The sequence below is a fragment of the Burkholderia sp. IMCC1007 genome, assembly GCF_027257875.1.
Taxonomy (GTDB): domain Bacteria; phylum Pseudomonadota; class Gammaproteobacteria; order Burkholderiales; family Burkholderiaceae; genus Burkholderia.
In genome coordinates this window covers 1-21850 of the sequence record NZ_JAPVQY010000054.1, presented here as the reverse complement: position 1 = coordinate 21850, position 21850 = coordinate 1, and the positions used below count along the sequence as shown (strand labels likewise).

At 68.9% G+C, this 21850-nt stretch carries 20 protein-coding genes; 14 read left to right on the top strand and 6 right to left on the bottom strand.

Annotated elements, in window-relative coordinates; translation table 11 throughout:
* Positions 1-70: 70 nt before the first annotated feature.
* Positions 71-1408 carry an MFS transporter gene (locus O1Q03_RS31710; RefSeq protein WP_269508391.1) on the top strand — a complete coding sequence of 446 codons (1338 nt, stop codon included), beginning with the start codon at positions 71-73 and terminating at the stop codon, positions 1406-1408.
* Between the two features lie 26 nt (positions 1409-1434).
* On the opposite strand, the gene O1Q03_RS31705 is transcribed toward O1Q03_RS31710, so the two are convergent.
* On the bottom strand, positions 1435-2445 hold the full coding sequence (locus tag O1Q03_RS31705; protein WP_269508389.1) for a 3-hydroxybutyryl-CoA dehydrogenase: 1011 nt from the start codon (positions 2443-2445) through the stop codon (positions 1435-1437).
* Complete coding sequence (locus tag O1Q03_RS31700) at positions 2442-3548, bottom strand: NAD/NADP-dependent octopine/nopaline dehydrogenase family protein (protein ID WP_269508386.1); 1107 nt, start codon at positions 3546-3548, stop codon at positions 2442-2444. The genes O1Q03_RS31705 and O1Q03_RS31700 overlap by 4 nt, the downstream gene beginning before the upstream one ends.
* A 149-nt stretch (positions 3549-3697) precedes the next feature.
* Here O1Q03_RS31700 and O1Q03_RS31695 point away from each other — a divergent pair, with 149 nt between their 5' ends.
* Positions 3698-4672: an AraC family transcriptional regulator gene (locus O1Q03_RS31695; protein WP_269508384.1), complete on the top strand. Its 975-nt coding sequence runs from the start codon at positions 3698-3700 to the stop codon at positions 4670-4672.
* A complete protein-coding gene (locus tag O1Q03_RS31690; protein ID WP_269508381.1) occupies positions 4669-5706 on the top strand; it encodes a LysR family transcriptional regulator in 1038 nt (345 codons plus the stop codon). The genes O1Q03_RS31695 and O1Q03_RS31690 overlap by 4 nt, the downstream gene beginning before the upstream one ends.
* 80 nt (positions 5707-5786) lie before the next feature.
* Here O1Q03_RS31690 and O1Q03_RS31685 read toward each other — a convergent pair whose 3' ends face one another.
* The gene (locus tag O1Q03_RS31685) at positions 5787-6926 is read right to left on the bottom strand and encodes a porin (protein ID WP_269508378.1); all 1140 of its coding nucleotides are present in this window, start codon (positions 6924-6926) and stop codon (positions 5787-5789) included.
* Positions 6927-7336: 410 nt separating this feature from the next.
* On the opposite strand from O1Q03_RS31685, the gene O1Q03_RS31680 reads away from it, so the two are divergent.
* Positions 7337-8734, top strand: a complete 1398-nt coding sequence (locus O1Q03_RS31680; protein ID WP_269508377.1) for a spinster family MFS transporter — start codon at positions 7337-7339, stop codon at positions 8732-8734.
* Positions 8735-8951: 217 nt separating this feature from the next.
* The gene (locus O1Q03_RS31675) at positions 8952-9941 is read left to right on the top strand and encodes a PDR/VanB family oxidoreductase (protein ID WP_269508374.1); all 990 of its coding nucleotides are present in this window, start codon (positions 8952-8954) and stop codon (positions 9939-9941) included.
* Positions 9942-10197: 256 nt separating this feature from the next.
* Here the strand turns inward: O1Q03_RS31675 and O1Q03_RS31670 are convergent, their stop codons facing one another.
* The gene (locus O1Q03_RS31670) at positions 10198-11115 is read right to left on the bottom strand and encodes a LysR family transcriptional regulator (RefSeq protein WP_269508371.1); all 918 of its coding nucleotides are present in this window, start codon (positions 11113-11115) and stop codon (positions 10198-10200) included.
* Positions 11116-11256: 141 nt separating this feature from the next.
* Between O1Q03_RS31670 and O1Q03_RS31665 the strand changes: the two genes are divergently transcribed.
* The 3 genes from O1Q03_RS31665 (at position 11257) to O1Q03_RS31655 (ending at position 13786) form a co-directional block, all read left to right on the top strand.
* Positions 11257-12540 (top strand): aromatic ring-hydroxylating oxygenase subunit alpha, encoded by a 1284-nt coding sequence (locus tag O1Q03_RS31665; RefSeq protein ID WP_269508369.1) that lies wholly within the window; start codon positions 11257-11259, stop codon positions 12538-12540.
* Entirely contained in the window at positions 12540-13040 is a 501-nt protein-coding gene (locus O1Q03_RS31660) for an aromatic-ring-hydroxylating dioxygenase subunit beta (protein WP_269508367.1), read from the top strand. Before O1Q03_RS31665 ends, O1Q03_RS31660 begins: the two co-directional genes overlap by 1 nt.
* A gap of 359 nt (positions 13041-13399) precedes the next feature.
* Positions 13400-13786, top strand: coding sequence for a 2-hydroxymuconate tautomerase family protein (locus O1Q03_RS31655; protein WP_269508446.1), 387 nt, complete (start codon positions 13400-13402; stop codon positions 13784-13786).
* A 248-nt stretch (positions 13787-14034) separates the two neighbouring features.
* Here O1Q03_RS31655 and O1Q03_RS31650 read toward each other — a convergent pair whose 3' ends face one another.
* A complete protein-coding gene (locus O1Q03_RS31650) occupies positions 14035-15588 on the bottom strand; it encodes a sensor histidine kinase (RefSeq protein WP_269508364.1) in 1554 nt (517 codons plus the stop codon).
* Between the two features lie 135 nt (positions 15589-15723).
* On the opposite strand from O1Q03_RS31650, the gene O1Q03_RS31645 reads away from it, so the two are divergent.
* Genes O1Q03_RS31645 through O1Q03_RS31625 form a run of 5 tightly spaced genes read left to right on the top strand, consistent with a single transcriptional unit; the run spans position 15724 to position 19875 of the window.
* Positions 15724-16917 (top strand): acyl-CoA dehydrogenase family protein, encoded by a 1194-nt coding sequence (locus tag O1Q03_RS31645; RefSeq protein WP_269508362.1) that lies wholly within the window; start codon positions 15724-15726, stop codon positions 16915-16917.
* Between the two features lie 60 nt (positions 16918-16977).
* Positions 16978-17355, top strand: a complete 378-nt coding sequence (locus O1Q03_RS31640; protein WP_269508360.1) for a hypothetical protein — start codon at positions 16978-16980, stop codon at positions 17353-17355.
* 8 nt (positions 17356-17363) lie between these two features.
* Entirely contained in the window at positions 17364-17915 is a 552-nt protein-coding gene (locus O1Q03_RS31635; RefSeq protein WP_269508357.1) for a nuclear transport factor 2 family protein, read from the top strand.
* A gap of 32 nt (positions 17916-17947) precedes the next feature.
* The gene (locus tag O1Q03_RS31630; protein WP_269508355.1) at positions 17948-19072 is read left to right on the top strand and encodes an amidase; all 1125 of its coding nucleotides are present in this window, start codon (positions 17948-17950) and stop codon (positions 19070-19072) included.
* A gap of 59 nt (positions 19073-19131) precedes the next feature.
* Positions 19132-19875, top strand: coding sequence for an SDR family NAD(P)-dependent oxidoreductase (locus tag O1Q03_RS31625; RefSeq protein WP_269508352.1), 744 nt, complete (start codon positions 19132-19134; stop codon positions 19873-19875).
* Between the two features lie 303 nt (positions 19876-20178).
* Here O1Q03_RS31625 and O1Q03_RS31620 read toward each other — a convergent pair whose 3' ends face one another.
* Complete coding sequence (locus tag O1Q03_RS31620) at positions 20179-20811, bottom strand: response regulator transcription factor (protein ID WP_269508349.1); 633 nt, start codon at positions 20809-20811, stop codon at positions 20179-20181.
* A 334-nt stretch (positions 20812-21145) separates the two neighbouring features.
* Between O1Q03_RS31620 and hpaC the strand changes: the two genes are divergently transcribed.
* Complete coding sequence (gene hpaC, locus O1Q03_RS31615) at positions 21146-21691, top strand: 4-hydroxyphenylacetate 3-monooxygenase, reductase component (protein WP_269508347.1); 546 nt, start codon at positions 21146-21148, stop codon at positions 21689-21691.
* Positions 21692-21850 lie beyond the last annotated feature (159 nt).

Below are 21850 nucleotides of genomic sequence, written 5' to 3'. Positions count from 1 at the left end.
GGCCGACAACACTAGCCCGCAGTGCCGCGAAAGACGGCACGCGCCCGCCTTCCCCCGTTCAGAGTCCGCCATGTACCCGACCGACACCGTGCAATCCCCGAGCGCCGCCCGGCCGCTCGCCGACCGGCAACTGCGCCGGATCGTCATCGCCTCCGTCGCCGGCAACGCGATGGAGTGGTACGACTTCTTCGTGTACGGCACGGCCGCCGCGCTCGTATTCGGCCACGTGTTCTTTCCGCCCGGCGCATCGCCGCTCGCCGGCAGCCTCGCCGCGTTCGCGGCCTTCGCGCTCGGCTTCGTCGCGCGGCCGCTCGGCGGGATCGTGTTCGGCCACGTCGGCGACCGCTACGGGCGCAAGGCGTCGCTCGTGTGGACGCTGCTGATCATGGGCGCGTCGACCTTCGCGATCGGCCTGCTGCCCACCTATGCGCAGGTCGGCCTGTGGGCGCCGGCCGCGCTCGTCGTGCTGCGCCTGCTGCAAGGCATCGCGTCCGGCGGCGAATGGGGCGGCGGCGTGCTGATGATCAGCGAGAACGCGCCGCCGGAGCAGCGCGGCTATTACGCGGCGTGGAGCCAGCTCGGCGTGGGCGGCGGCTTCGTGCTGTCGTCGGCCGCGTTTCTCGCCGCGCAGGCGCTGCCGGACGACGCGTTCCGCACGTGGGGCTGGCGGCTGCCGTTCCTCGCGAGCGTCGCGATCTTCGCGATCGGCCTCTATATCCGCCGCCATCTGCCGGAAAGCCGCGACTTCGAGCAGGCCGGCAAGCGCGGCGCGCACACGCATCTGCCGATCGTCGAGTGCATCCGCCGCCATCCGAAGGAAATCCTGCTCGCGATGGGGCTGCGCGTGGCCGAGAACGGCGGCGCGTACATCTTCCTCGCGTTCTCGCTCGTGTATGGCAAATACCTCGGGATTCCGAACGGCACGATGCTGACCGGCGTGATGATCGCGATGATCGTCGAAATGGGCGCGATGCTCGCCTGGGGCCGGCTGTCCGACCGGATCGGCCGCAAGCCCGTGTACCTGATCGGCGCACTGAGCCTCGTCGCATGCGCGTTCCCGTTCTTCTGGCTGCTCGACACGCGCGTGACGCCGCTCGTGTGGCTCGCGCTGACGGTCGGCACGGCCGTGAGCCACGGCGCGATGATCGGCACGCTGCCCGCGCTCGTCGGCGAGCTGTTCAGCACCGAGGTGCGTTACTCGGGCGTCGCGCTCGGTCACGAAGTCGCGTCGATCTTCGCGGGCGGGATGTCGCCGCTGATCGCGACCGCGCTGCTCGCGCGCTATCACGCATCGTGGCCGGTGTCGCTGTTCCTCGTCGCGCTCGGCCTCGTCACGGTCGTCACGCTGTGCGTGATGCGCGAAACGCGCATCACGCGTGCCGACGGTTCGCGCGGCGACGCGGCATGACCGCGCGGCCGCGCGCCGCGCGACGCTCACGCGCCGCGTTCGCGCCGCGCCCCGTCGAACTCGGGCGCGAGCCCGAGGTGATCGAGCAGTTGCGCGAATTCGCCGAGACGCTGCCGCATGTACGCCGGCACATCCACGTGCGCATAGTCGTGGAACCCGGCGCCCGTGCGCACGCCGTCGCGCCCGGCCGCCATGTTGCGCACGACGCTCGCGGCCGGTGCGAAGCGCGGGCCGATCTCGCCGGCCAGGTACTGCGACGCGTAGTACAGGATGTCGCAGCCGCCCCAGTCGATGAATTCCAGCAGCCCGAGCACCGCGAAGCGCGGGCCGAAGCCGGTGCGGATCGCGGTGTCGATGTCCTCCGCGCTCGCGACGCCCTCCTCGACCATCCGCGCGGCTTCGTTCATCGCGAGCGCCTGGATCCGCGGCACGATGTAGCCGGGCGCCGGCCCGCAGATCACCGGCTTCTTGCCGACGCGCTCGAGCAGCGCGGCCAGTGCGTCGACGACACGCTGTTCGGTCGCGTCGCTGCGGCTGATCTCGACGAGCGGCATCAAGAGCGCCGGATTGAGCCAGTGCGCATTCAGCATCCTCTGCGGATGCACGACATGGCGCTGCAGCTCGGTGACGACGAACGTCGACGTCGTCGACGCGATCGTTGCGCGCGCATCGACATGCGCGCCGAGCCAGCGCAGCGCGTCGGCCTTCGCGTCGAGCACTTCAGGCAGCGCTTCGAACACGATGTCGGCATCGCGTACCGCGTCGGCCGCGCCGTCCCGCGCCACCAGCGCGATGCGCGCGACGACGGCGTCGGCCTGCGCGGCGTCGATGCGGCCCAGCGCGACCTGCGCATGCAGCGGCCGGGCGATCTCGTCGCGCGTGCGGTCGTCAAACGCGCGCCGACGGGCCGCATCGCGCGACTTGAAGTCGATCAGCGTCACGTCCAGGCCCGCGAATGCGAACACGAGCGCGATCCCCTGCCCCATGCGTCCCGCGCCGAGCACGTGCACGCGCGTCACGTCGGTGGCGGCCGTCATGCGGCATACCCCGCATCGAGCAGCGCGCGCATCGCGTGGCGCGACAGCGCGGCAACACCGAGCCCGTCGAGCGTGCGGCCTTCCGCGTACAAGTCGCGGCCGGTGACCGCGGATGCGACGCTCAACAGCCCCTGTGCGACCGGCGTCGGCACGTTCGCGAGGCGCCCGCACGACACGATGAACGACAGCCCGAGCCGGGTGTCCTCGAGCATGTAGCGATGCGTGCGCAGATCGATCTTCTCGCGCCAGTCGCCGCTATCGGTCAGCTTGCCGTGCGCGCCGCGCCCGTACATCCACTCGTCGCCGTCGGTCGCGTAGTGATCGGCGAGCGGGAAATGCGGCGCGCGGTAGCCGAGCGCTTCGCGCACCGCGATGCGTTCGGCGTCGAGTGCAGTCGTCACGCGGCGGATCGACGGTTGCGTGCCTTCGTTGTGGATGTCCCATGCGTCGAAGTGTTCGAGCGGGCCGGCATTCATCAGGATCAGCGGCGGATGGATCACCGGGCCTGCGTTCATCAGCGCGCCGGACAACGCATCTTCGACCGGCTCGATCGACGGATAGCCCGCGCGCAGCACGTCGAACGCCCAGCTCGCCGCATTCGCGGGAAACACGCCGGTCGGCAGCCGCGTCGCGTATGCGCTGATCACGACGTCGTTGTCGCCGTGCTTGCGCACCAGGTAGGGCAGCGTGCCCGTCTCGGCGAACGCGACGCGCGCGCCGTTGCCGGCGCGGGCGGCCGCACGGGCGAACACGAAGCTGCCGAACGTGCCGGGCGGCAGGAACACGACCTGGTCGTCTTCGAGCAACGGCGCGACCTGCGCGGCGAGCGCGTCATGCGACGTGGCCGGCAACGGCACCACGACGAGTTGCGCGCCGCGCAGCGCGGCGGCCAGATCGTCGGTCAGGCGAATCGCGCCGAGCGCGTCGCCGAGCGGCACGGTGCGCTTGCCGCGATAGTCGGTCACCTGCAACGCGCCGAGTTCGCGCAGCCGCGCATGCGGTTCGCGATCGCGCCGCCACCACGTGACGTCGTGCCCCTTCTCGAACAGATCGATCGCCGCCGCGTGGCAGCCGTGACCGCCGCCCAGTACACATACCTTCATCGTTGTCTCCCGGTGAGTGAATGTTTTCGAGACTACGCGGCGTGCCGCGGCGCGTCGCTTCAAAACGCGCAACGGCGCGCCCGTTCGCGCAACGCAATCGCGGCGACGCTTGGAGCGCCGCGCCAACGCATCCGACACGAGGCCTGCGCATGGATATCGCCCTTTCCCGACATGCACCGAACCGGCTCGGCACGCTGCACGCGCCCGACGAAGTCGAACGCGCGGTCGCGCACCGGCTCGGGCCGCACCGGATGGCCGCGCGCGGCCGCGCTCCGTTTCACGCGGAGCTGTACGAGGTGCCGCTGCATCACGGCGCGCTGCTCGAACTGTGCTACGGCCGCGAAACGCACATCGAGTTCGGCGACGATGCCGATCACTTCCTGTTCCGGTTGACGTTGTCGGGCACCTGCGAGCTGCGCTCGGGCCATCGCGTTGCACACGCCGGCCCGGGCGAGCTGACCGTGTCGTCGCCCGCGCTCGCGAGTCGCCTGAGCACGAGCCCCGACTGCCGCAACCTCGTGCTGCGGCTCGAACGCGGCGCGCTCGAACGCAAGCTGCAGGACATGCTGCATATGACGCTCGCGCGGCCGCTGCAATTCGATCTCGCGGCCGGCGGCACGGACGCGGGCGCCGCGCTCGTGCTGCCGACCTTCGAATACCTGTGCCGGCTCGGCGCACAACCGGGCATCGGCACATCGGCGGCGACGTTTGGCGCGGACCTCACCGCGTGGCTGATGTCGCTGCTGCTCACGCACCTGCCGCATTCGTACAGCGACGCACTGGCGCGCGGCACGCCGCCGCTGCCGGCCCACGTGCGCCGCGCATGCGACCACGTCGACGCGCACCTGGGCGATCCGCTCGCGCTCGCCGCACTGGCGGCCGTCGCGGGCGTCGCGCCGCGCACGCTGCAGCATGCGTTCCGCGCGTTCCTGCACACCACGCCGGCCGCGTACGTGCGCGAACGGCGGCTTGCCGCCGTGCATGCGGCGCTGCAACGCGGCGACGTGCGTAGCGTGACCGACGTGCTGATCGCGCACGGCATCCACGGCTTCGGCCATTTCGCGAAGGCGTATGCGCGGCGCTACGGCCATGCGCCCTCCGTTACCGCGAGGCAGACACGATGACGCCTTCCGCTCCCGGCCGCACGTCGGCCTCGGCCCGCACGGACCCCGCACCGCCCGACGCCGACGCACCCGACGGCCTGCGCGTGCAGGATCTCGATCTCAATCTGTTGAAGACGTTTCGCGCAGTGTATGAAGAACGGCACGTCGGCCGCGCGGCGCTGCGGCTCGGCGTCACGCAGCCGTCGGTCAGCTACGCGCTCGGCCGGCTGCGGCTGATGTTCCGCGACGCGCTGTTCGTGCGCACCGGCACCGGCGTCGAGCCGACGCCGCGCGCGCAACGGCTCGCGATCTCGGTCGACAAGGCGCTCGCGATCCTGCAGGACGTGCTCGACGAAGGCTCGCGCTTCACACCCGACAGCACGCAGCGCGTGTTTCGCCTGCACATGAGCGACTTCGCGGCGAGTGCGTTCCTGCCGACGCTGCTCGCCGAATTCGACCGGCGTGCGCCGGGCGCGGTGATCGAGACGCTGCACGTCGACGAATGCCAGCTCAACGTCGCGCTCGAATCAGGGCGCATCGATTTCGCGCTGGGGCATTTCGCCGACGCGTCGAGTCACTTCCAGCGCACCGCGCTGCTGCACGAACGCTGCGTGCTGCTGATGCCGCGCCGCACCGCGCGGCGCGTCGGGCTGCCCGACGATTTCGTGCTCGACGGCACGGCGCCCGACGCGCTGCGCTTCGTTGCCGTCACGTCGCACCCGCAGTCGATGCAATTGCTCGAACGGCACGAGCTGATGCCGCGCGTGCGTGCGGCGTTGCCCGATTTCATGGTGGTGCCGGCGCTGCTGCAGGACGGCGATTACGCGCTGATCCTGCCGGAGACGGTCGCGATCACGTTCGCCGCGCGCCAGCCGTGCGTGCTGTACGAGATCGCCGGTGCCGGCGAATGGGCCGTCAACGCATACTGGCATCGCCGCTTCGATGCGGACCCCGGCCATCGCTGGCTGCGCGCGCTGCTGCTCGAACTGTTCAATATCGGCGAGCAGGCGCCGTTCGACGCATGGCTCGCGCCGCAGCCGCCTGCCTGCGCGTAGCCGTGCGAGCGGGCGCGGGCATGGGCACGGGCACGGGCACGGGCACGAGCATGGGCGCTGGGGTGAGTCGGCCGCAACGGTCAGAACGACGTGAGGATGCCCGCGACGAGCGAACTCGCAGTCGCGCCCGGCTTGGCGACCGCGACACCGCCACCGGCCGCGCCGTTGACGACGAAGCGTGCATGCGCGCCGTTGCGCACCATCGCGGCGCCCGTGTACAGCACCGTGCGCTTCGACAGCGGATAGTCGAAGCGGATGCCGTACGAATCGGCGTTGCCGTCGCTGTCGGCGACTTTCCGGTAATGGCCGACGCTCAGCAGCAGCGACGCGCGCCCGATCGGCACCGTCGCGCTGAGTTCCATGATGTCGCTGTGCGGATACGCGCTCTGGCTGTCGATCGCGGTCGCCACATCCGGGCCGCCGCGATGGCGCAGGTACAGCGCGGCGACCTTCACGACATTGAAGTCGTACGAGATCGCACCGAGCGCGTAGTTGCCGTTCGCGGCCGTGCTCGTGGCGCCGAGCGCGGACGCCGCCACCGGGCTGAACTTCTGCTGCATGTAGTCGACGTCGACCGACAATCCGCCGCGCACGTAGTTGATGCCCGCGCCGTACGTGTCGCCGAGCGTCGCCGGCTGGCCGCCCGCGCCGTTGGTGCCGCGCGCGGCCATCGCGCGCAGCATGAAGCCCGCATAGCGCGGCGACGTGTAACGCATCGAGTTGCGCACGCGCAGAAACGCGGGGCCGACGAAGTTGTTCGTCGCATTGCCCCATGCGAGCCCCGCGCCGAGGCCGGGCAGGCTGTACGTGACGAGCGTCGTATGCAGGATCGTGTAGAGCTCGCCGAATTGCACGCCGCCGAACGGGCCGGTGATGCCGACCCATGCCTCGCGGCCGAACAGCGCGCTGCTGTTCGACAGCGCGCCGCTCGCCGCGTTGAAGCCGTCCTCGAGCTTGAAGATCGTCGCGTAGCCGCCGCCGAGATCCTCGACGCCCTTCAACCCCCACTGCGACGCCCACAGGTTGCCGCTGCCCACGCGCGCCACGTGGTTCGGCCCGGCGTTCGCGTATTCGATTGCGGTGTCGATGCGGCCGTAGAGCGTCACGCTCGATTGTGCGAAGGCCGGCTGCGCGGCACACGCCAGCAGCGCGGCGGCAAGCGTGGCAAGCGTGGCAAGCGGTACAGCAAGCCGGTCGGCTCGCCCGTTCGGATGGTTCATCTGCGTCGTCCCGTAGAAATTGCGGCGCCCATCGGCATCGCGCCGTTCGTTGTGAAGCGCGTTCGCTTTCGGACGCGAACGCTGCCGATCAAAAACGGCCCGAGTCTAGGAACGACAATTTCGGACGTCGACGCAATGCGCTCTATAACGCTTATAGATGGGCCGCATGATGCGCGCGCGCCCCGCCGCACGCGCGCTGCGCGGCGCCCTGCGCGCACGGCCTCGGTGTTTTCTTTACCGGGGTGGGTAAATGTCCGTGTGGCGCGGCTGTCACTCCGGCTGTGGCGGCAGAAATTGGCCGACTACGCTGCGTTTCCGATCGTGTCATCCGCACGCTTTCGCGCCGCGACGGCGCCCGGCCCGCGAGGCCGATGCCGCGCATTTCCACCGCCCGCTCCTGGAGAACCCGCATGTCCGCATCCACGGCCCGCGCTGCCGACGGCAAGCGCTATACGTACGAATGGTATGTCGTCGTCATCTGCATGCTCGCGTACATCTTTTCGTTCGTCGACCGCCAGGTCCTCGTGCTGATGATCGAACCGATCAAGCGCGACCTGCACCTGTCCGATACGCAGTTCAGCCTGCTCAACGGCTTCGCGTTTTCGCTGTTCTATGCGGTGATGGGGCTGCCCGTCGCGTATCTCGCCGACCGCTATGCGCGCCCGCGCATCATCTCGCTCGGCATCGCGCTGTGGAGCGTCGCAACCGCCGCGTGCGGGTTGAGCCAGCACTTCGTGCAGATGTTCATCGCGCGGATGGGCGTCGGCGTCGGCGAGGCCGCGCTGTCGCCCGGCGCATATTCGATGCTCGCCGACTACTTCCCGAAGGAGAAGCTCGGGCGCGCGATCGCCGTGTATTCGCTCGGCTCGTTCATCGGCGGCGGCATCGCGTTCCTGATCGGCGGCTACGTGATCGCGTTGCTCAAGCATGCGAGCGCGTTCACGCTGCCGGTCGTCGGGCAGGTGCATGCGTGGCAGGTCACGTTCCTGATCGTCGGGCTGCCGGGCATCCTCGTCGCGCTGCTGTTCGCCGCGACCGTGCGCGACCCGCAGCGCAAGGGGCTCGCGCAGGATCGCTCGGGCGCCGTGCGGCGCGTGTCGATACGCGATTCGCTGCGCTTCGTCGGCACGCATCGCGCGACCTTCGCGTGCCATTACCTCGGCTTCTCGTTCTACGCGATGACGCTGTACTGCCTGCTGAGCTGGACGCCCGCGTTCTATATCCGCCGCTTCGGGATGACGGCCGTCGAAGCCGGCTACACGCTCGGCATCGTGCTGCTGGTCGCGAACACCGCCGGCGTGTTCTGCGGCGGCTGGCTCAACGACTGGCTGCTGCGGCGCGGCCGCGGCGATGCGCCGATGCGTGCCGGCGCGATCGGCGCCGCGTGCATGGTGATTCCCGCGACGCTCTTCACGCAGCTCGACAGCCTGCCGGCGTCGCTCGCGATGCTGGTCGTCGCGATGTTCTTCGCGTCGTTCCCGATGCCGACGTCGACCGCCGCAATGCAGACGCTCGCGCCGAACCAGATGCGCGCGCAGATCTCCGCGCTGTTCCTGCTCGTGTCGAACCTGATCGCACTCGGGATCGGCACGACCGTCGTCGCGCTGTTCACCGATCGCGTGTTCGGCGTGCCGGCCGCGGTCGGTCACTCGATGTCGATCGTCAACGTCGCGGCGGCGACGCTCGCCGCGCTGCTGCTCGCCGTCGGCTGCCGCCACTATCGCCGCAGCCTCGAGCGCGAACGCGGTCATGCGTCGGCCGCGGCGCCGCAGGCCGCCGGGGCTGGCGAGGCGGTCGCCGTGCGTTGAGCGCCGAGCGCCGAGCGCCGAGCGCCGAGCCGCGAGCGGCGAGCGGCGAGCGGCGAGCGGCGAGCGGCGAGCGGCGAGCGCCCGACAATTATCCATTCCACTGATTCAGGTATCGCTTTTTAATCGATTTGATTTATGCGATGCCCATCCCTATTCTCGACTGCATGACGGCGCGGTGCTCTGCCGCGCCGCGTTCCTCTACCCCACGGAATTTCCCATGCAAGCGAACCGCCACCAGGTCCGGATCGACGCGCTGATCGACGCGGCGCAGGACATCCGCTGCTTCCGGGTCTCGCGCGTCGACGGCCAGCCGTTCGACGCGTACGAACCGGGCGCCCATATCGACGTCACCGCGCCGTCCGGCGTCACGCGGCAATATTCGCTGTGCGGTAACCCCGACGAGCGCGGCAGTTATCTGTTCGCGGTGAAGAAGGAAACGCAGTCGCGCGGCGGCTCGCGTTCGCTGCACGACGACGTGAGCGTCGGCGCCGAATTGTCGATCGGGACGCCACGCAACCTGTTTCGTCTGACCGATGACGCGAGCGAGCATGTGCTGATCGCAGCCGGCATCGGCATCACGCCGCTGCTGTCGATGGCGTACGCGCTGCACCAGCGCGGCGCGCGTTATCGGCTGCACTATTTCGCGCGCAGCCGCGATCACGCGGCGTTCGTCGACGAACTGTCGGCCGAACCGTTCGCGTCGCACGTGACGTTCCACTACGGCGTCGAGCCGGATGCGCTCGTGGCCGAACTCGGCCGCTGCATCGAGTCGATCGATCTGCAAGCGCATGTCTATACGTGCGGCCCCGGGCCGTTCATGGATGCAGTCGTCGCAGCAGCGGCCAAGCGAATCCCGGAAGACGCGATTCATCTCGAACGCTTCGCGGCAGAACCCGTTGCCGCGGTTGCAAGCAGTGCCGAAGCCGGCGCGAGCCCGGCCGACGGTTTCGAAGTGCGCCTGCAGCGCAGCGGCCAATCGGTACGCGTGACGCCCGACACGTCGATCGTCGACGCGCTCGCGCGCATCGGCGTCGAAGTCGATACGTCATGCGGCGAAGGCGTGTGCGGCACCTGCATGGTGCCAGTGATCGACGGCGAGCCCGATCATCGCGACCATTGCCTGAGCAAGGCCGAACGCGCGAGCAACACGGTGATCTGCTGCTGCGTGTCGCGCGCGCGTTCGGCGGTGCTCGTGCTCGATCTCTGATGCGTTGATGCGCTGATGCGCTGATGCGCTGATGCGCTGGTACGTCGGTGCTTCGTCGGTGCGTCGGTGCGTCGGTGCGTCGGTGCGTCGGTGCGTCGGTGCATCGGTGCGTCCGTGCGCTGATGCGTTGGTACGCTGATGCCCCTGGTGCGTGGTGCGCTGGTGCTTTAGTACGCTGATGCGCTGATGCGCAAATGCATTGGCGTACTGACGTTCCCCCACGCGCGCGCCTGACACAGCTCGGCGCGCGCCGCCATCACGCATCGAACCGCTCGACGATCTCGGCGAGCAGCGCGCGCATCCACGCGTTGCCTTCGTCCTCGTGGAAGTGCTCGTGCCAGTGCATCGTCACCGGCGCCGGCGGCAGCGTGACCGGCAGGTCGTACAGCCGGAACGCGTTGTCGCGGTTCAGGATCTGCGCGAGCCGCTTCGGCAGCGTCGCATACAGATCGGTGACCGACAGCACGCTCGGCAGCGCGACGAAGTGCGGCACCTCGAGCGCGATGTTGCGGCCCACGCCCTGCGCGCGCAACGCGTCGTCGAGCGCGTGGTGGCTGTGCTCGACCGATTTCACGTTGACGTGCGCGGCGCGCACGAACTGCTCGAGGCTCAGCGCGGCGGCGGTCGGCAGCCCGCGCCGGCGCCCCGTCATGCACACGTAGGTTTCCTCGAACAGCACCTGGTGGCGCGTGCGCGGCATCAGCTCCGGCAGGTTGCCGATCGCGAAGTCGAGCCGGCTCGCGCGCAGCGCTTCCTCGATCTCCTCCACCGGCAGCGGCTGCACGCTGAGCGTCACGCGCGGCGCGCGCTCGCGCAGCGCCTGGCAGATCGCCGGCAGGTACGCCATCTCGCCGGCATCCGACAGCGACAGCCGGAACGTGCGCGTGCTGGTGGCCGGATCGAACCGCTCCGCGTAGCGCAGCGCGACGCGCACCATGTCGAGCGCCTTGCCGACGATGCCCGCGAGTTCGAGCGCGACCGGCGTCGGCTGCATGCCCGCGCGCGTGCGCACGAACAGCGGGTCGTCGAACAGCGTGCGCAGTCGCCCGAGCGAATAACTGACGGCAGGCTGCGACAGCGCAAGCCGCTCGCCGGCCTTGGTCAGGCTGCGTTCCTCGACGATCGCCTGGAACACCCGCAACAGGTTCAGATCGAGATGATCGACCGATGTCATCGTGACCTCCATCATTTGCCGCATTTATTTGATTGGCAATTTTAGATCAATTTGACGGATATGTAGCAGAAGACGAGACTGGTCTCCCGACGCTGCACACAGAGCGCAGCCCGGTTTCGCGACTCTTTCCCCACGACGACGATGAGCGACACTTCCTACCAGACGATCGATACCCGCGCGTTGCATGGCTTCGCGCAGCCCGACCGCATCGCGCCCGCGATGTATCACGACCCGGCGCTGTTCGAAGCCGAGCTCGAGCGCATCTTCTACCGCACCTGGATCTGGGTCGCGCACGAGAGCGAGCTGCCGAAGCCGGGCGACTTCATCACGACGACGATCGGCCGCCAGCCGGTGATCGTCGTGCGCGACAAGACCGGCGAAATCAACGTGCTGCAGAACCGCTGCCGCCATCGCGGCGCGACCGTGTGCGAATCGCACAAGGGCAATGCGAAGGGCTTCACGTGCCCGTACCACAGCTGGTCGTACGCGCTCGACGGCACGCTGCGCGCGCTGCCGTACGGCGACGGCTACGAAGGCGTGTGCGAGAAAGGCGACCTGCCGCTCGTGAAGCTGCGCGTGGGCGTGTACCAGGGGCTGATCTTCGCGAGCTTCAACGACGACATCGAACCGCTCGCGGATTTCCTCGGCGGCGCGAAGCCGTGGATCGACCTGTTCATGAAACAGGGTGCCGGCTACCCGATCAAGGCGAATGGCGAGCACAAGTTCAAGTTCAAGGGCAACTGGAAGATCCAGCTCGAGAACACCACCGACCTCTATCACTTCCCGGTGGTACACAAGTCGTGGATGAAGTCGATCGACGACGAGACGGCCGCCGCGATCACGAGCTTCATGACGAGCGACGATGCGTTCTGCCGCTCGCTCGGCAACGGCCACAGCCTCGCGGTGCTGATGCCCGAGCTGGTCGACCTCGACGCAGACGACGGCGCGCCGCTGCCCGAGCGCTTCGCGCCGCTCGCGGCGAAGCTCGCCGAGCGCCACACGTCCGAAGAGGTGCGTCGCATCGTGCGCTCGCTGATGGGCGTCGGCTTCAACCTGAACCTGTTCCCGAACCTCGCGCTGTCGATGGCGTTCTTCCGCGTGCTGCGGCCGATCTCCGCGAACGAAACCGAGATCCGCCACGTCGCGCTCGCGATGGACGGCGGCCCGGACGAAGCGAACCGCGAACGGCTGCGCATCCACGAGCATTTCCAGGGGCCGTTCGGTTTCGGCAGCCCCGACGACGCGGAAGCGTGGGAGCGCGTGCAGCGCGGCGCGCATGCGGGCCCCGACGTGCCGATCCTCGTGAACCGCGGGCTGAACCGCGAGACGACCGCCGCGAACGGCGAAAAGACCGCGCATGCGACCGACGAAACCGGCATGCGCGAGGCCTACCAGCAATGGCGAAAAATGATGGAGCAACAGTAATGGACGACCGCAACGCCCTCCTTTCCGAGCAGACCTTCGCCCGTGCGGTGGAATTCGTATGGCGTGAAGCCGAGATGCTGGATCGCCGCGACTATCGCGCGTGGCTCGACCGGTGGGACCCGGCCGGCCACTACGTGGTGCCGATCGATCCCGACGCGACCGACTTCGCGGCGACGCTGAACTACGTGTTCGACGATCACGACATGCGCGAGAAGCGCGTGCAGCGGATGGTGTCGGGCTATTCGGCGTCGGCCGTCGACGCGGCGCGCACGGTGCGCACCGTGTCGCGCTTCACGCTGGAGAGCGGCAGCGCCGGCATCGTCGAGCTGAAGTCCGCGCAGGTCGTCGTCGCGTACAAGCGCGGCGTCGCAACGCTGTTCGCGGCCGACGTCACGCACAAGCTGCAGGTCGATGCCGACGGCGAGATGCGGATCGCGGAGAAGGTCGTGCGCCTGATCGACTCGACCGAAGCGCTCAGCGCGATCGGTTTCCTGCTGTAAGCGGGCGGCGGGTCGCCGTCGCCAGCGCAATGGTGAGCGGGTCACCTTCACCCGTGAGCACCTGTGAGCAGCCGCCGGTTCGCCGTCGCAAGCACAACGGTGAGCCGGTCACCTTCACCTGTGAGCGACTGCCGGTTCGCCGCCGCGAGTGCAACGGTGAACCGGTCACGTTCACCGGTGAGCGGCCGTCGGTTCGCCGCCGCCAGTGCAACGGTGAGCCGGTCACCTTCACCTGTGAGCACCGTCGGTTCACCGCCGCCAGTGCAACGGCGAACCGGTCGCCTTCACCTGTGAGCAATCGCCGGTTCACCGCCGCCAACGCAACGGTGAACCAGTCACCTTCACCTTTCCCGACGACCATGCCAACACTCGAAGTTTTCCTGCCGGCCGCCCATGATGATGCACGCAAGGCCGAACTGATCGCACGGCTCAGCAACGCGACCGTCGATTCGATCGGCGCGCCGATCGAATCGGTGCGCGTGCTGCTCACCGAATTGCCGGCGACGCATATCGGCCTCGGCGGCCGCACCGCGGCCGATGGCGCGCCGCCGTCGTTGCCGGTGATCGTCGCGATCCTGATCGCCGGCCGCACCGACGAGCAGAAGCGCGCGTTGATTGCGGCGCTTTCCGACGCTGCTGCGACCGTGCTCGACGCGCCGTTGCAGGCGACACGCGTGATCATCAAGGCCATCCCGAACACCGACTTCGGGATCGGCGGCCAGACCGCGCGGGCGCTGGGGCGCTGATCATGGGCCGGGTGTCGCTCCATCGTACGCCGGCGCCCTGCCGTGGCGTACGTGGCGTCTGTGATGTCCGCGACCTCTGTGACGTCCGTGACGTCCGTGATGTCCGTGACGTCCGTGATGTCCGTGATGTCCGTGATGTCCGTGACGTCCGTGATGTCCGTGACGTCCGTGATGTCCGTGACGTCCGTGATGTCCGCGATGTCCGTGATGCCCGTGACGCCCTTCTCCGCCGTGACGCAACACAGCCGCTAGGCAGCCGAACCGGCAAGCGGCAACGTCACACGGCAATCAAGCCCCCCACCCGCGGCCGGGCTCGCGACGATACGCCCGCCGTGCCGCGTGACGATGCTCTTGCACAGCGACAAGCCGATTCCATTGCCGCCGGCCTTCGACGACGAGAAGCCGTCGAACAGCCGGTCGTGCGCCCCTTCCGCCACCCCCGGCCCGTTGTCGATCGCGCGCAGCTCCGCGTGCCCGTCGACGATCGCGGTGCCGAGCGTCAGCGTGCGCGACGCACGTTCGCAACCGGCGAACGCCTCGATCGCATTGAACGCGAGATTCAGGATCACCTGCCCGATCAGCACGCGCTCGCAGCGAATCGGCAGCGGCGCGTCGGCCTGCACGATCTCGACCGTCACACCCGCCTCCTTCGCACGCAGCTCGATGAAATACGCGACGTCGGCGAGAATCTCGCGCAGGTCGGCGAGCGCGACGACCGGTTCGCGCTTCACGATGAATTCGCGCACGCTCTTGATGATCAGCGCCGCATGCTCGGCCTGCCGATCCGCGCTGCGCAGCCCCCAGATCGCATCGTCGACGGCGCCGCGCGTGTTCAGCCGCTGCACCGCGCCCTCGATGAAGTTGCGCACGGCCGCGAGCGGCTGGCTCAGCTCGTGCGCGATCACGCTCGCCATCTCGCCCATCGCGTTGTAGCGCCCCGCGTATTCGAGCATCCGCGCCTCGGCGCGGCGCGCGTCCTCGATCGCGACTTCGTCGCTGACGTCGCGGAACTGCACGAGCAGCCCGTCGAGATCGCCTTCGATCTCGACCTGTCGGCACAGGATGCGCAGCCAGCATCGCGAGCCGTCGCGCCGCACGATCCGGTAGCGCTGCGGCGCGGACGGATGCGCCGACGGCGCATCGCGCAGCTGTGCGACGAGCCGGTCGCGATCGGCCGCGGAGCAGTAGTCGAGCACCTCGCCGAGCGCTTCGTCGGGCGCGAGCCCGAGCACACGGCGGCCCGACTCGCTGATGAACTGCACGCGGCCATGCGGCGTCACGACCGCGATGCCTTCGTCGAGATCCTGCATGAATTCGCGCAGCCGCGCCTCGTAGCGGCGCAGTTGCTGGCGGACCGCCTCTTCCGCACTGATGTCGCGGAACTGCACCATCACGACATCGCGCCCGCGCAGCGGTACATACGTCGCGGTGGCCTCGGACAGCATGTCGACGCCCGTGCGCGATCGATAGCACCATTCGTACACCTGCGGGCCGTCGGCGAGTGCGCGATCCCATGCGCTCACCGCGATCTCGCGCCGGTATTTCGGTTCGGGGCGCGTCATGTCCGGCGCCTTCAGCGGCAGCAGTTCCTCGACGGAAAAGCCGAGCGCGATGCATGCGGCGCGGTTCGCCCACACGATCGCGCGAGTCTGCGCGTCGTGCAGCAGCACGCAGGTGGTCAGCGCGTCGAGCAGCCGGTGGAAATCGTCTTCGTCGGGAAAACTCATGATCGGATTCGGATGAAGGCGCGCGGCGTCGCGCGGCCGGATGTTCAACATAGCATCGGCGTGCGCGGCCCGCATCTGAAGATTTCTTTAGTCCGGCACGGAGCACCACCAGTCGCGCGGCCCTACGCACCAATTGCTGCACTTTTTAGGCGTTTCTAGACTGGCTCCATCGTCTTGCCCCGCCATCGAACCCATTCCCAGGAGACAGCCATGCCCCACGCCGCCCTCGCCATCGACGCCGCGCCCCTCTCGCCGCATGCGGTCCGCGAAGCGGCCGCGCGCGTGTCGCCGCTCGACGCCGTGCTCGAAATCGTCACCGCGCGCCGCGACGAATTCGACCGCCTGTCGCACGTGCCGCGCGACGTGATCGCGCTGTTCAAGGAGGCCGGCATCTATCGTGCAGGCACGCCGCGCCGCTTCGGCGGCGATGCGCTCGCACCGACCGCGTTCCTCGACATGATCGAGCGGATCGCGACCGCCGACGGCTCCGCGGCATGGGTCGCGAGCTTCGGTTCCGCGAACGTCTATCTCGCCGCATTGCCGCTCGATACGCAGGCCGAGCTGTACGCAAGCGGCCCCGACCAGGTGTTCGCGGGCGGGCTGTTCCCGGTGCAGCCGGCGCAAGCCGCGCCCGGCGGCTGGCGCGTGAACGGCACGTGGAAATTCGCGAGCGGCTGCAAGGGCGCCGACTGGCTCGGCGTCGGCATCGCGGTGCCCGGCGCACAGGGCGCCGCACCGAACAAGCCGCGCACGGCCGTGTTCCGCGCCGGCGAAGTCGAGATCGTCGAGAACTGGAACGTGGTCGGCATGCAGGGCACCGGCAGCCACGACCTGCGCGTCGACGACCGCTTCGTGCCCGAGGCATGGACGTTCGTGCGCGGCGGCGAGCCGACCGTCGACGAACCGCTGTACCGCTACCCGACCGTCGCGTATGCGGCGCAGGTGCTCGCCGTCGTCAACCTCGGGCTCGCGCGCGCGGCGCTCGACGTCGTGAACCGCATGTCGGGCGGCCGCCAGACGACCACCGGCGCACCTCGCCTCGCCGATCGCGCGTACTACCGCATCGAGCTCGCGAAGGCCGAGGCGCAACTGCGCTCGGCGCGCGCGTTCTTCTACGACGCGACCGATTCCGTCTGGCAATCGATCCTCGCCGGCAACCCCGTGACGGCCGAGCAGGTCAGCCTGCTGAGGCTCGCCGCCACGCAGATCGCTCGCGAAGGCGCGAGCGTGGTCGAGCGCGCGTACCGTCTCGGCGGCACGGCCGCGATCTATCGCACGCATCCGCTGCAGCGGCTGCTGCGCGACGCGATGGTCGTCACGCAGCACGCGTTTCTCGGCGAAGGCAACTTCGACGGCGCCGGCGCCGTGTTCACCGGCGTCACGCCGTTTCCGGGCTATCTGTAATCCGCGTCGATCGACCTCGACTTCGACGCAATCGCACCCCATTCTTCAGGAGAACCTGTCATGTCCGATTCGAATCCGCTGCCGCTGCGCGTGCTGTTCTGCTGCGGCGTGTCGCAGAATTTCTTCGACCTGCCGCGCGAGAAGATCGGCGAAGTGTGGCAAGCGTACGGCACGATGCTCGCCGCCATCGAGGCGATGCCCGGCGTGCGCGTGCTCGGCGTGATGGACGACGATCGTCTCGTCGTCGGCCAGGCCGACGGTGCGCCGTGGACGTTCTACATCATGGCCGACGTCGCCGACTTCGACACGACGGTCGCCGTGTGCAACCTGTATCGCACGACGCCCGTCGGCGAATACAACCTGTGGCGCTACGGCAAGATCGAGGCGCGTGTCGGTCGTGCGCTGACCGTGCCGCCGGCAGCGAAACCCGCGGCGTGAGGCATCCGATGACCGGACCTGATTCGATGCGTACGCTCGAGGCTCTCGACGTACGCGAAGCACTCGGCGCGCTCGCACGGCGCGTGGCGGCGCTCGACGCCGAACGTGCGGTGCGCGCGACGATCACGCGCTACATGGCGTTGTGCGACGTGCCCGAGGACGCCGGCGACGGCCCGGCGCTCGCCGCGCTGTTCACGCCCGACGCGGTGTGGGAAGGCATCGGCCCGCAGTACGCGAGCAAGTTCGGCCGACTCGAAGGCACGGACGCGATCGTCGCGATGCTGCACCGCTATCTGCCGCCCGCTCCGCATTTCGCGGCGAACCTGCATTTCCTGACGTCGGAGTCGATCGACGTCGACACCGATCGTGCGAACGCGCGCGGCCGCTGGATCATGCTGCAGGCATCGCGCTACGCCGACGGCACGGCCGAGCTGATCGCCGCGCGGCTGACGATCGATTTCGCACCATCGGCCGACGGCGCGACCTGGCTGATCCGCCATTTCCGCACCGAGCGCGTGCTCGACGGCCCGTGGCCGCTCGCCGCCGCGCCGCGGTCCTGAACCCTTTCACCGTATTCGCAGGCCATCTCACCATGACAGGCTTCATCGATACCTTCACGCTGGGCGGGCCGGGCCCGACGATCGCGATCAAGGACACGATCGACATCGCCGGCCATCCGACCCGCGCGGCAAGCCGCGCGCTCGCCGACGCGCCGCCCGCCGCGCAGCATGCGGACGTGGTCCGGCTGCTGCTCGATGCCGGCTGGCAGATCGCCGGCAAGGCGAACATGCACGAGCTCGCGTTCGGGATGACGGGCATCAACGACTACACGGGCACGCCGGTCAATCCGCAGGATCCGACGCGCATTCCGGGCGGCTCGTCGAGCGGGTCCGCGTCGCTCGTCGGGCTCGGCATGGTCGACGCGGCGCTCGGCACCGATACCGGCGGCTCGATCCGCGGGCCGGCCGCGTGCTGCGGCGTGGCGGGGCTGAAACCGACGTTCGGCCGCGTGTCGCGGCGCGGCGTCGCGCCCGCCGATACCACGCTCGATTGCGTCGGCCCGTTCGCACGCGATATCCGCACGCTCGCGGCCGTGATGGCCGCCATCGCACCCGGCTTCGATCGGCCGAGTGCGGCCGCGGCCGCCGCCGACTGCACGATCGCGCGCGTGATCGTCGATGCCGATCCTGCGATCGCGGCCGCGCTCGACGCGGCCGTGCGCGCTTCGCGGCTGCGTGCGCACGATGTCGTGCTCGACGACATGCCCGCCGCGTTCGCGGCGGGGCTCTCGGTCATCAACGCGGAGACGTCGCGCGCGTTCGGTCATCTCGTCGCAACCGGCAAGCTCGGCGCCGATCTCGATGCACGGCTGCGCGCGGCCGCGACGACAACGCCGGCCGCGCTCGCGGAAGCCGAAGCCGTGCGCGCGCGCTTCACCGCGCAAGTCGACGCCGCGCTCGAACGCGCGGACGTGCTGGTGCTGCCGACGCTGCCCGCGCTGCCGATCACGCTTCAGCAGGCACGCGACGGCGTATCGGTGATTGCGATGTCGTCGCTGATCCGACCGTTCAACCTGAGCGGCCATCCGGCGCTCAGCCTGCCGCTGCCGCTCGCGGGGACGCCGTTGAAGGCCGGCTTGCAGATCGTCGGACGCAAGGGCGCGGACGAACAGGTGTGTGCGATCGCGGCACACTTCGAAACGGCATTGGCCGCATGAACCACGATGCGGGCGCCGCTGCCACCGGCGTGTGCCCGCGAACCACGGAACCCCACACCATGTCAGATCGAGTTGTTGTCGTCACCGGCGCCGCGCGCGGGCTCGGCGCCGTCATCGCCGAACGCTTTCATGCGGCCGGCTATCGCGTCGCGCTGGGCGATATCGCTGGCGATGCCATTCACGCGCATGCGCGCGAACTCGATGCGAGCGGCGAACGCGCGATCGCGCTGCCGCTCGACGTCACGTCGAAACGCGATTTTGAAGCCGCGCGCGATGCGCTCGTCGCACGCTGGGGCACGATCGACGTGCTCGTGAACAATGCGGGCGCGTCGAAGGTCGTGCCCGCGATGGAAATCACGGCCGAGCAGTTCGACCAGGTGATCGACGTTAACCTGCGCAGCGTGCTGTTCGGGTGCCAGGTGTTCGGTCAGTACTTCGCGACGCAGGGCGCAGGCCGCATCGTCAACATCGCGTCGCTCGCCGGGCAGAACGGCGGCTCGGCGACGGGTGCCCACTATGCGGCCGCGAAAGGCGGCACGCTGACGCTGACCAAGGTGTTCGCGCGCGATCTCGCCGCGCACGGCGTGACCGTCAATGCGATCTCGCCGGGCCCGCTGGATTTGCCGATCGTGTACGAAAGCGTTGCACCGGAAAAGCTGCGGCAGGTGCTCGCGAGCCTGCCGGGCGGCAAGCTCGGGTCGGCCGGCTTCGTCGCGGATGCGGCCGTGCTGCTCGCGTCGGGCGACGCGCATTTCGCGAACGGCGCGTGCTGGGATATCAACGGCGGGTTGTATATGCGTTGAGCGGTGGCACGCATCGAGCGCGGTGGCGTGCGGTGCCGTGCGCAGGTGCGCGCGCGGCGCGTGTTTGCCGTTTGCCGTTTGCCGTTTGCCGTTTGCCGTTTGCCGTTTGCCGTTTGCCGTTTGCCGTTTGCGGTGTGCGTGGCGCATGCGCGTCAGTTGCATGGGCTGCATCGCGTACTTGGCGCACTTGGCGCACTTGGCGCACTTGGCGTGCTTGGCGTGCTTGGCGTGCTTGGCGTGCTTGGCGTGCTTCGCGTACTTGGCATGCTTCGCGTCGCGCGGCCAGTATGCGCGAGCCGCCCGCTAGCGCGACGACTCCCCGCCGTCGCCCCACACGACCATCACGTCGCGCACCAGCGCGGCGATCGACGTCGCGCCGAGTTTCTCCTTGATGCTCGCGCGATGCACGTCGACGGTCTTCACGCTGATCGACAGATCCGACGCGATCTGCTTGCTGCCCTTGCCGTCGACGACGCCGCGCAGCACTTCCTTCTCGCGCGCGGTCAGCGCATCGAGCCGCTGGCGCAGCTCGCGGTGGCGCTGGCTCACGGCATGCCGCTGCTGCGCGAGCCGCAGCGCGCGTTGCACGCGCTCGAGCATCTGCTGCGAGTTGTACGGCTTCTCGACGAAATCGATCGCGCCGTTCTGTAGCGCGCGCACCGACATCGGGATGTCGCCGTGCCCGCTGACGAAGATCACCGGCAGCGTCGCGCCGCGCGCATTCAATTCCGCCTGCACGTCGAAGCCGCTTTTCTCCGGCATCCGCACGTCGAGCACCAGACATGCGGGCTGGTTCACGTCGAAGCGCGCAAGAAAATCGGCCGCGTTCGCGAACCCTTCGGACGCGATGCCGACCGATTCGAGCAGCCACGCGAGCGACGTCCGCATGCCGCTGTCGTCGTCGACGATGTATACGATCGGAGCGGGTGACGTCATCGGGGTGTCTCGCAAAATATCGATATCGGTATCACGCGCGACGCAGGGGTGATGCAGGCGTCGTTCGTCGGGGTATGCGGCACATCATAGCGAGCCGAAAATCCGCTGAATACCCCTTCACGTACCGCGTCAACGCACAATCGCTGATTTTTTCGCGCAGCGTGCCGCGCATCTAGGTAGAACCTTTAGATACGTTGGCGCGAACGCCATCTTCGTCATCGTTCGTGCGAATGGTCGACGGCATTTTCGCGACGTACGCTTGGGTCATCGTCGGCCGAGCGATGCTGCATCGACAGCGCCCGCGTTCGCCGCCTTCATCCAACCAGGAGCGCCCATGTCCGCAACGACCGATACCCCGCAACCGGCGCGCGCCGAACCGACCGACGCGCAAAAGGCCTTCCGGCAAGCGATGGCCCACCTCGGCGCGGCCGTCAACGTCATCACCACCGCGGGGCCGCACGGCCGCTGCGGGATCACCGCGAGCGCCGTGTGCTCGGTCACCGACGCACCGCCGACGCTGCTCGTGTGCCTGAACCGGTCGAGCGCGATGCATGCGATCTTCCAGCGCAATCGTCACGTGTGCATCAACGTGCTGCCGGCCGAGCACGAACAGCTCGCGCGGCATTTCGCGGGCATGACCGAGCTGCCGATGGCGCGGCGCTTCGAGCTGCCGGTGTGGGATCGCGGCGAACAGGACGTGCCCGTGCTGCGCGATGCGCTCGCGAGCCTGCAGGGCACGATCGCCGAGATGAAGGAAGTCGGCTCGCATTCGGTGATGTTCATCGAAGCGACGTCGATCCGCGTGCGCCACGACGGCGACAGCCTGATCTACTTCAGCCGCGCGTTTCATCGCGTGTCGCGCACGGCCTGCGTGCAGTAACGATGCCGGCGCGCCACCGCGCCAGGTGCGGACCGTGCCGGGTACGGACCGTGCCGCGTACGGACCGCGGCGGGTGCGTGGCCGTGCCGGCTGCGGGACCGTGCCGGCTGCGTGGCCGCGCCGGGTGCGGGGCCGCGCCGGCTGCGTGGCCGCGCCGGG